Below are 10785 nucleotides of genomic sequence, written 5' to 3'. Positions count from 1 at the left end.
GAAGAAGAAAACCGTTGCCTTAACCGGCAGCGGTTTTTTTGTGCGTCCGGAAGAAAAATCCGGACGCGCAAAAGCTCGAACTGCCCTTGCAGAAGTGTAAAAATCTGCGGATCCGATATAATGGACATATTACTAAGCAGAGAAGGATGAAATCCATGACACAGCGAAGACCTTTAGTAGACGCGTTGGTGAATTTTCAGCAGCAGCATCCGATTTCTTTTCACGTGCCAGGCCATAAGAATGGAATACTTTCAGGGCTTCCAGACGCCTTCAAGTCTGCGCTTGCATATGACTTTACAGAGCTTGCGGGCCTGGACGATCTTCATTATCCCGAAGAAGCGATTGATGAGGCGCAGAAGCTCCTGGCAGAGGCTTACGGGGCACAACAGAGTTTTTTTCTGGTCAATGGATCGACCGTCGGCAATTTAGCGATGGTCTATGCGGCATGTGAAAAAGGCGACACGCTCCTCGTTCAACGGAATTCGCATAAATCTGTATTCCATGCATTGGAATTGGCTGGCGTTGAGCCGGTTTATCTGGCTCCGGAATGGAACGTGGATTCTTTGTCAGCGGGCTCTTTGCGGCTCGAAGATGTGAAAGAAGCAGTAGAAGCCTATCCAACGGCCAAAGCCCTTATGCTGGCGCATCCCGATTATTACGGCATGGCAGCGCAAGACTTGGGCGCAATCATCTTGTATTGCCACGAAAAAGGCATCCCGGTATTGGTTGACGAAGCGCATGGCGCACATTTCGTGGCGGGTCCGCCGTTTCCTGCATCGGCGCTTGCTCTCGGCGCTGACGCTGTGGTCCAGTCGGCACATAAAACCTTGCCGGCAATGACGATGGGGTCGTTTTTGCATGTGCAGGGTTCTTTAGTGGCAAGCCGGAAAATCAAAAAGTATTTGCGCATGCTGCAATCCAGCAGCCCCTCTTATCTCATCATGGCATCACTTGATGACGCGCGGGCGTATATTGAAAATTACTCGCAGCCGGATATGCGCAGCTTTTTAGAAAAGCGGCAGCTATTCATCGATGCCCTGAAAAGCATTCCGCAGCTTGAAGTGTTTGAACCGGACGATCCGCTGAAGTTGATGCTGCGAGTTGGACACCACAGCGGATTTCAGCTGAAAGAGCAGCTTGAGGAGATGGACGTCCACGCAGAACTGGCGGATCCGTATCAAGTGCTGCTGATTTTGCCTTTATTGAAACAAGTGCATTCGTATCCTTTTGCGGAAATCCGGAGCCGTGTGAAAGAGGCGGTCCGGGCGGTGCTGCAGGAAGAGCGGAAAACAATGGGCATGGCAGTGCCGGAATTGCCGAAAATCAGCGTGCCGGATATGCCGTTGGGCACTCTCGATATGGAAGAGACGGAATGGATTCCTTATGCGAAAGGGCTGGGACGGATTTCAGCGGAAATGGTGGTGCCTTATCCGCCCGGGATTCCACTGGTGCTGCCGGGGGAACGATGGACACTTGATAAACTGGAAATCTTGGCTGATTATTTGGCGGCGAGCGCTCAAATTCAAGGTGAACACCGGCTGGAAGAAAAATTAATCTGTGTATTGGCGGTTGAGAAAGGCCGCTAAACCTGTAAATTCGGGTAAAGTAAAGTATATCGAAATTTCAACAGGTCAGGATGTGGGGAACATGATGGATAAGGATAAATACGCAATCATCGATATCGGCTCCAATACAATTCGCTTGGTTATTTATACGCGCGACAAAAGCGGGCGGCTGACAGAAACGGAAAACGTCAAAGCGGTGGCTCGCCTGAGCAGCTATTTGTCAGAATCAGGCAGTATGGAAGATGAAGGAATCGATGTGCTGGTCAATACATTAAAAAGTTTCCAGGAAGTGACGAGGCATCATAATTTGGATGAAGTTAAATGCGTTGCGACAGCGGCCGTCCGGCAGGCCAATAACCAGCAGGACATAGTAGCTCGCATCAAAAAAGAGACGGATTTCGACATTCGGGTATTGTCTGAGTATGAAGAGGCCAATTACGGCTTTTTGGCTGTCGTCAACTCGACGCCGTTTGAAAGCGGAATTACTGTGGATATCGGGGGAGGCAGTACAGAGCTGACGTTCTTTGAGAACCGTAAATTAATTTATTTTTATAGTTTTCCGTTTGGTGCATTGTCGTTGAAAGAGCGGTTTGTCAAAGGGGATATGCCGACAGGTGATGAGCTTAAAAAGCTGCGTGCTTTTTTGAAAGAACAGTTCCAGACCTTGCCATGGCTGAAAGATAAAAAATTGCCGCTTATCGGCATCGGGGGAAGTGCGCGGAATATGGCGCAGGTGCATCAGGAATACATTGAATATCCGCTCGCAGGCGTCCATCAATACAAGATGTCAGCAGCTGATGTCAAAATGGTCAATAAGATGCTGCTGTCGATGGATTTCCAAGAGATCCAGCGCGTGGAAGGGTTGTCGAAAGACCGCGCCGACATCATCATTCCAGCCATTGAGGTGTTTACCTGCTTGATGGACTACATCAAAGCGGATGTGTTTGCTTTAAGCCGCAAAGGGCTGCGGGATGGCGTCTTCTACGAGCAGCTGACCAAAGATTTCGAGATGCCGATTTTCCCGAATGTTGTTGAGGAAAGTTTTTACGAGTTGGCCATCGATTACGACATCAATTTAAAGCATGCCTCGCAAGTCAGTACGAATGCGATGATGATGCTGCATGAACTGGAAAAGCACGGAATCGGCCCGATCAGCCAAAAAGATGAGAAGTTTATCCGGTTAGGCAGTTCACTCTACAATCTCGGTTCTTATATCGATGCGGAAGCAAGCCATCAGCACACATTCTACCTGCTCGCGAATCGGACGATTGACGGCTTATTGCATAAAGAACGCCTGACGATAGCGCTGATCGCCTCCTTCAAGAACAAAGAGCTCTTCAAACGCAATGCAGCGCTTTACCAAGATTGGTTCGGAAAAGATGAGCTTTCGAAATACAGCTTGTTCGGCTCGATTGTCAAATTGGCCTATAGTTTGAATGCCACGAAGCGCGACATCATCCAATCGATTACCGTAGAGCCCGAAGGCGGCGAGCTGGTATTCCAGATCCTATGCAATAACGATTGGGGACCGGAGCAATACCAGGCGGAAAAACAGAAGAAACATTTGGAAAAACAGCTGAAGAAATCGATTGAGCTCAAATTCATCCGGAAAAAATAGCCGTGCGCCCCATCGGGTTTGATCGGTGGGAACTTCAAATAAAAGGTGGTGGAATTTGTGGGTACGACCAATAAACAGGATGTCTACTTGAACGAACCTTCCTATTATAATAACCGTGAACTTAGTTGGTTGGCGTTCAATGAACGCGTATTGCAGGAAGCGCTGGATGAGCGGAATCCGTTGCTGGAACGGCTGAAATTTTTGGCGATTTTCAGTTCGAACCTCGATGAATTCTTCATGGTGCGTGTAGCAGGGCTGCAGGATCAGGTGAAGGTCGGCTTCAATAAGCCGGAAAACAAGGCGGGCATGACGCCGCAGCACCAATTGAAGGAAATTGCCAATAGGACCCACCAATTAGTGGATGTGCAATACGAGACATGGAATGGTGTACTGCTTTCGCAGCTGAAGGAACAGGGCGTCAGATTTCTGAAGATCGCTGAATTGAGTTCCAAAGAACTGAAAGACGCGGAAGCCTATTTTGACGAGCAGATTTTCCCAGTGCTTACGCCGATGGCAATAGACGCTTACCGGCCATTTCCCATGCTGCTCAATAAAAGCATAAACTTGGCGATTGTGCTGAAAGACAATGACCAGGAAGCGGAGATGCGCTTTAAAACCGCCATTGTCCAAATGCCAGCTGTATTGGATCGACTCGTGATTTTGGGAGGGAAAGCGGGAAAAGAACGCATTGTCCTGCTGGAAGACATCATCGGGCATTTCATCGGCAAGCTGTTTCACGGCTTTTCGGTTTTTTCCGTATCGGTGTTCCGCATCACCCGCAATGCTGACATGGCCATTCATGAAGAAGGCGCGCGGGATTTGCTGAAAGAAATCGAGAAAGAGCTGCGGAAACGAAAATGGGGGGCTGCAGCACGGCTTGAAATACAAAAAGAAGGTTTTGATCCGGAAGTGCTGGCCTACCTTATCGACGAACTGGAAATAGACCAAAAAGATGTCTACGAAGCCAAAGGGCCGATTGATTTGACGCTGTTTTTTAACTTTTATAAGAAAATGGCTAAAACCCACGGGAAGCTTGTATTTGAAAATCGGATATCCCAGCCTTCCCGCGATTTGGCATCTGATGAAAACATCTTCGATAAAATAATGGAACAGGACATCTTTCTCCACCATCCTTACATATCGTTTGAACCGGTTGTGGAGTTTGTTTCCGGAGCTGCAGACGATTCCGACGTCTTGGCGATCAAGCAGACGCTGTACCGCGTCAGCGGGGATTCTCCAATCATCAAGGCGCTGAAAAGGGCAGCGGAAAACGGCAAGCAAGTGACCGTGCTCGTAGAGCTGAAAGCCCGTTTTGATGAGGAGAACAACGTCCAATGGGCGAAAGAACTTGAACAGGCGGGCTGCCATGTCATTTACGGCATGACGCATTTGAAAACACACAGCAAAATCACCTTGGTGGTGCGCAAGAAAAACGATCAAATCGAGCGTTTTGTCCATTTAGGCACTGGCAATTACAATGACCAAACAGCGAAAGTTTATACCGATATGAGCTTGTTCACGTCGAAAAAAGAGTTTGGGGTCGATGCCACGAACTTCTTCAATTTTTTGAGCGGCTATACCGAGAAGCCGGAATTCCACCATTTATCGGTCGCGCCATTTACCATACGCAAGGATTTTGTGCGCCTGATCGCAGAAGAAATCGATTGCCATAAAAAATACGGCAATGGCCGTATCATCCTGAAGATGAATTCATTGACGGATAAAACATTGATCAAGCGTTTGTACGAGGCTTCGATAGCAGGCGTCCAAATCGATTTGATCGTGCGCGGCATCTGCTGCCTGCGCCCTGGCGTCAAAGGCATCAGCGACAACATCCGGGTGCGCAGCATCGTCGGCCGTCTGCTCGAACACAGCCGGGTCTATTATTTCTACCATAACGGCGAAGAAAAGACCTATTTGTCGTCTGCGGATATGATGACGCGCAATATGGAAAACCGCATTGAAATCTTATTCCCGGTCTATGACGCCAAAATTAAAGCAGAAGTGAAGCACATCCTGATCATTGCGCTGAAAGACAATGTCAAAGCGCGCGAACAGGACAATAAAGGGCAATATCATTACGTCAAACGCAAAAGCGGGGAAAAAGAGATCAACTCCCAGGTGATCCTTTACAACGAAGCCTATCAAGTCGCGGAAGATGAAGAATAACACTGAGGAAAGGCGCCTAAATGGCGCTTTTTTACTGCAGGCGGGCGAAAAAAAGCGGCAATTGCTGTATAGTTGAAAGAGTTTAGAACAAAAGGAAACAGGTGAAGACAGAATGGGTTATTTGATCACACTGGAAGGCGGAGAAGGTTCCGGCAAAACCAGTATTTTAAAGTTAATGGCGGACATTCTCGGACAGCAAGGGCATCAAATTGTCTGTACGCGGGAACCGGGAGGCATTGAAATTGCTGAACAGATTCGCGGGGTCATCCTTGACCGCAATAATTCTAGCATGGACCCGCGCACCGAAGCGCTGCTGTATGCAGCGGCGCGCCGCCAGCATCTCGTCGAAAAAGTCATACCGGCGCTGGAAGCTGGAAAAATCGTTTTATGCGACCGGTATATCGACAGCAGCCTTGCTTACCAAGGATATGCTAGAGGCCTTGGCATCGAGGAAATCTATACGGTCAATAAATTCGCCATTGATGATTACATGCCGGATTTGACGCTGTATTTTGACGTTGAACCGAAGGTGGGGCTCGCGCGCATCGAAAAAGATGCGGGGCGTGAAGTCAACCGGCTGGACGTGGAGTCGATGAAATTTCACGAAACCGTGCGGGAAGGCTATCACATTCTGGTCGGCCAATATCCAGAACGCATCCAAGTCATTGATGCCGGCAACAGCATCGAAAAAGTCCTTGAAGATGCGCTTGCCGTTGTAGCGGATTTCATGGACAGCCGGAAGAACTGAACACATGCCGGAAAGATATACAGCGTAAGTATTTGTTCATGTTATAATAGAGAAAGTAGAAAACATTTCTTAAGGGAGTGAGTGCTGATGAAACTCGTCGTAGCAGTCGTGCAGGATCAAGATAGCAACCGTCTATCCAATGCGTTAACAAAAAATGATTTCCGGGCTACCAAGCTTGCCAGTACGGGAGGGTTTTTACGCTCAGGGAATACGACTTTCCTAATTGGGGTCGATGACGGGCTCGTGCCGAAATTGATGGATTTGATCCGCGATAACTGCCGTGCGCGCGAGCAGATGGTAGCACCCGTTTCTCCGATGGGCGGCAACGCCGATTCGTATATTCCGTACCCAGTGGAAGTGGAAGTTGGCGGAGCGACGATTTTCGTCTTGCCAATCGAGCAATTCCACCATTTCTAAACTTTGCAGCTACACACCACCAGCCTTTTCCAGGCCGGTCTATGACACGCCCGTGCTCCATTTGGAACACGGGATTTTTTACAACGTAAGGATGAAGGTGACATTGTGCAAAAAACGATAGAAGAGCTGCAAGAAATCCAGCCCGTGGTCATGAAGAGGCTGCAAGGTGCTTTTGAAAAAGACCGCCTTGCCCATGCCTTTTTGTTTGAAGGCCCCGCCGGCTCTGGCTTAACGGAAATCACACACTTTTTCGTCAAGCTCCTGCTGTGCGAAACGCCTTCGCAAAATGTTCCATGTGAAACATGTCGAAGCTGCCATTTATACAATACAGGAAACCATCCGAACATTGTTTTCATCAAACCGGATGGCCAGAACATCAAAATCGACCAGATTCGTGAGTTGATTTTTAGCATGAATAAAACGGGCTTTAGTTCGGGCCGTAAAATATATGTCATTGAAGAAGCGGACCGCATGAATAATGCGTCCGCCAACGCGCTGCTGAAATTTCTTGAAGAACCGGAATTCAATGTCACGGCAATCCTGCTGACGGAACGGCTCAATGCCATCATGTCAACGATTCGCTCGCGCTGCCAGCTGGTGTCGTTTCAGCCGCTGTCGCGGCCGAAGTTGATTGAGCAATTGCTCGCAGGGGGCATGACGGCCTCGATGGCAGCGACGGTCAGCATGCTGACGCAGAGCACTGAAGAGGCAATTGAGCTGAGTGTCGACGAAGCATTTATCCAGCAGCGCAAGACTGTGTTAAAATTAGTGGAAACTGTCAATGCCAACGTCCATGAAGCGCTTTTATTGCTGCAGTCGGAATGGCTTCCGCTGTTCAAGGAAAAAGAAGATGCCGAAAGAGGGCTGGACATGTTATTATTTGCATATCGGGACATCGCTTCGGCAAAAGCGGATCTTGAAACCGCTCGGACGTATCCGGATATGGAACAAACTTGGAAGCAGATGGCGCTTCAGCGTTCTTTTGCGGTATTGTCCAAGCAATTGCAGGCCATATTATGGGCCAAGCAGCAATTGCCGCGCAATATGAATCGGACGCTGCTGATGGAGCAATTAATGCTGAATCTGCAGGAGGGGTAAACGAGTGTATAATGTCATAGGTGTCCGCTTTAAAAAGGCGGGTAAAATATATTATTTTGATCCAGGAGAATTTGCGATTGAAAAAGACGATTACGTTATCGTCGAAACTGCTCGGGGAGTGGAATACGGCAAAGTGGTCGTACCGGTGAAGGCAGTCGAAGAAAACGATGTGGTGTTGCCGCTTAAACAAGTGGTGCGTGTAGCAAGCGGACGCGATCGCCAACAGGTGGAAGAAAATCGCCTGGAAGCGGGGCGTGCTTTTGAAATGGGTACGGACAAGATCGAAGAACACAAGCTGGACATGAAGCTTGTGGATGTTGAATATACATTCGACCGCAATAAAGTGATCTTTTACTTTACTGCTGAAGGGCGCGTCGACTTCCGCAACTTGGTGAAGGATTTAGCGTCGATTTTCCGGACGCGCATCGAGTTGCGCCAAATCGGCGTACGCGATGAAGCGAAAATGCTGGGCGGCATCGGCCCTTGTGGACGCATGCTTTGCTGTTCGACATTCCTCGGCGATTTTGAGCCGGTGTCGATCAAAATGGCGAAAGACCAAAACTTGTCGCTCAACCCGTCTAAAATTTCGGGCCTATGCGGCAGGCTTATGTGCTGCTTGAAATACGAAAACGATGAATACGAATCAGCGAAAAAAGAAATGCCGGATGTCGGCACCCGTGTGGGAACGCCGGACGGCGACGGCCGCGTGGTCAGCATGAACATTTTGGAACGTGTATTGAAAGTTCGTCTGGCTGAGCAGGAACAGACACTTGAATACGCATTAAGTGAGATAATGGACCAAGGAACGAGAGCGTGAGGTGGTTTAAGTGAAAGATAAGAATTTTTTAGATACGGTCATGGAATTCGAACAGCAATTGGAATCGATGCAAGAGCAGTTCCGGGAGTTGAAATCGGTCGTGGCACATACGATGGAAGAGCATCACGCGCTGCAGCTGGAAAATCATCACCTGCGCGCCCGTCTGGATGAACTTCATCAGGCGGTGCCGGAAGTGGTCGCAGATCCGGTGAAGCTGAAAAAAGCGGTTATGGATATCGGCGAAGGCTATGATAACCTGGCGCGCCTGTATCATGAAGGCTACCACGTCTGCAACGTGCATTTCGGCAGCTCGAGAAAAGGCGACGATTGCCTGTTTTGTTTATCTTTTTTAAACAAGCAAAATTAAGGCTGGATTTACTGTGCGTTTTCGGTGCAGTATGGCTGACCAATAAGAAAGGCTTCCGACACCTAGCGTGGCGGCAGCCTTTTGTTATGTAAGAGGAGTTGGAAAGATGTTATTGGACGACGAAAGACTCGATTATTTATTGGCGGAAGAGTTGCGGATCATTCAAAGCCCCTCGGTCTTTTCCTTTTCGCTGGATGCAGTGCTGCTGGCGCGGTTCGCGTATGTGCCGCAAAAGCGCGGAGCGATTGTGGATCTGTGCACGGGCAACGGTGCCATTCCGCTGTTTCTCAGCGCCCGGACGGAGATGCCGATTATCGGGGTGGAGCTGCAGGAGCGGCTGGCCAATATGGCGAAGCGCAGCATCGACTATAATGGGCTCAGCCACCGCATCGATATCATCCAAGGCGACGTCAAAGAAATACCGGCGCAGCTGGGCATTGAAAAATTTGATGTCGTGACCTGCAATCCACCGTACTTCCCGGCGCATGAAATGAGCGACAAGAACATCAGTGAGCATATGGCGATTGCGCGCCATGAACTGCACCTGACGCTCGATGAATCCATTGCCGCCGCCAGCAAGCTGCTGAAGCAGGGGGGCAAGGCGGCATTTGTCCACCGTGCGGGGCGCTTGATCGACATCATCACGGCAATGCGCGCCCACCGGCTGGAGCCGAAACGCGTCCGTCTGGTTTACCCGAAAGCCGGAAAAGAAGCGAATACGCTGCTCATTGAAGGCATCAAAGACGGCAAGCCGGATTTGAAAATCCTGCCACCGCTGATTGTCTATGGCGAAGACGGGGAATACACAGAAGAAGTGCGGGCGTTGCTATATGGAAGCCGGTAAGCATTATTTTTACGTGCTCGAATGCGCGGACGGCTCTTATTACGCCGGCTACACCAATGATTTGCAGAAACGCCTGGACGCCCATAATTCGGGCAAAGGCGCAAAATATACACGGGCGAGAAGGCCGGCTGCTTTGATTTACCAAGAGCAATTTGAAACAAAGCCGGCCGCGATGAAAGCGGAATATGCATTCAAGCAATTGCCGAAACCGAAAAAAATCCGCTATATCGCGGACAGAAAGGAAGACGGCCAATGAAATCGCAAAAAAGTTTTCAGGAAGACCAAGCGACTTTGTATCTCGTAGCAACGCCGATCGGCAATCTCGAAGACATGACCGTACGCGCCATCCGGATTTTGAACGAAGTCGACGTCATCGCAGCGGAAGACACACGCAACACGAAAAACCTCTGCAATTATTTCGATATCCAGACAAAGCTCGTCAGCTACCACGAACACAATCAGGACAGCGGCGGCCATAAAATCCTGTCTTACTTGCGGGAAGGGAAGTCGGTGGCATTGGTCAGCGACGCTGGCATGCCGTGCATCTCAGACCCGGGGGAAGACATCGTCAAGCGTGTGCTTGAGGAAGATTATCCGGTCGTGCCGGTGCCAGGCGCCAATGCAGCCCTCAGTGCGCTGATCGCTTCCGGCATTGCGCCCCAGCCGTTCCTGTTCTACGGATTCCTGTCCCGCGGCAAGAAAGACCGGTTGACCGAATTAGAGGCGTTGAACCAAAAGCAAGAAACCCTCATTTTCTATGAAGCGCCGCACCGCTTGAAAGACAGTTTGAAAAGCATGCAAAAAGCATTCGGCGATGAGCGGCGGATCGTGCTGGCACGCGAAGTGACGAAGAAATTCGAGGAATTCCTGCGCGGCACGGTCGGTGAAGCGGTGGAATGGGCGGATGAAAACACCGTCCGCGGCGAGTTTTGCGTTGTCGTGGAAGGCAATGCCGAACCGGATGTGGTGGAAACCGAGAAATGGTGGACGCATCTGCCGATTGCGGAGCATGTTGCGGAAGTGATGGAGAAGAAAGAGGTCTCATCGAAAGAAGCGATCAAAGAAGTGTCAGTGGAGCGGGGCCTTTCCAAACGGGAAGTATACCAAGCGTATCATGTATAAAAAACCTTCCTGGCCTGACA

General features: G+C 49.6%; 11 protein-coding genes. All 11 read left to right on the top strand.

Annotation, left to right across the window (positions count from 1 at the left end; genetic code table 11):
- Positions 1–155: 155 nt before the first annotated feature.
- Entirely contained in the window at positions 156–1586 is a 1431-nt protein-coding gene (locus tag QMA09_RS13355; RefSeq protein ID WP_290213456.1) for an aminotransferase class I/II-fold pyridoxal phosphate-dependent enzyme, read from the top strand.
- 64 nt (positions 1587–1650) lie between these two features.
- On the top strand, positions 1651–3183 hold the full coding sequence (gene ppx / locus QMA09_RS13350) for an exopolyphosphatase (RefSeq protein WP_290213459.1): 1533 nt from the start codon (positions 1651–1653) through the stop codon (positions 3181–3183).
- 57 nt (positions 3184–3240) lie between these two features.
- Entirely contained in the window at positions 3241–5352 is a 2112-nt protein-coding gene (locus QMA09_RS13345; protein WP_290213455.1) for an RNA degradosome polyphosphate kinase, read from the top strand.
- A gap of 112 nt (positions 5353–5464) precedes the next feature.
- Complete coding sequence (gene tmk, locus QMA09_RS13340; RefSeq protein ID WP_135502385.1) at positions 5465–6100, top strand: dTMP kinase; 636 nt, start codon at positions 5465–5467, stop codon at positions 6098–6100.
- Between the two features lie 87 nt (positions 6101–6187).
- The gene (locus QMA09_RS13335; protein WP_135502387.1) at positions 6188–6517 is read left to right on the top strand and encodes a cyclic-di-AMP receptor; all 330 of its coding nucleotides are present in this window, start codon (positions 6188–6190) and stop codon (positions 6515–6517) included.
- Positions 6518–6622: 105 nt separating this feature from the next.
- On the top strand, positions 6623–7615 hold the full coding sequence (gene holB, locus QMA09_RS13330; protein ID WP_290213454.1) for a DNA polymerase III subunit delta': 993 nt from the start codon (positions 6623–6625) through the stop codon (positions 7613–7615).
- Positions 7616–7619: 4 nt separating this feature from the next.
- Entirely contained in the window at positions 7620–8432 is an 813-nt protein-coding gene (locus QMA09_RS13325; protein ID WP_135502391.1) for a PSP1 domain-containing protein, read from the top strand.
- 10 nt (positions 8433–8442) lie between these two features.
- Entirely contained in the window at positions 8443–8799 is a 357-nt protein-coding gene (gene yabA, locus QMA09_RS13320) for a DNA replication initiation control protein YabA (protein ID WP_135502393.1), read from the top strand.
- 106 nt (positions 8800–8905) lie between these two features.
- Positions 8906–9643, top strand: coding sequence for a tRNA1(Val) (adenine(37)-N6)-methyltransferase (locus QMA09_RS13315; RefSeq protein WP_290213453.1), 738 nt, complete (start codon positions 8906–8908; stop codon positions 9641–9643).
- Positions 9630–9899 (top strand): GIY-YIG nuclease family protein, encoded by a 270-nt coding sequence (locus QMA09_RS13310; RefSeq protein ID WP_290213452.1) that lies wholly within the window; start codon positions 9630–9632, stop codon positions 9897–9899. The genes QMA09_RS13315 and QMA09_RS13310 overlap by 14 nt, the downstream gene beginning before the upstream one ends.
- Complete coding sequence (rsmI, locus tag QMA09_RS13305) at positions 9896–10765, top strand: 16S rRNA (cytidine(1402)-2'-O)-methyltransferase (protein WP_290213451.1); 870 nt, start codon at positions 9896–9898, stop codon at positions 10763–10765. Before QMA09_RS13310 ends, rsmI begins: the two co-directional genes overlap by 4 nt.
- Positions 10766–10785 lie beyond the last annotated feature (20 nt).

Source organism: Planococcus sp. APC 3906 (assembly GCF_030407685.1).
GTDB lineage: Bacteria > Bacillota > Bacilli > Bacillales_A > Planococcaceae > Planococcus > Planococcus koreensis.
Note: the sequence above shows the minus strand (reverse complement) of the source record. Positions and strands in the feature narration are given on the sequence as shown.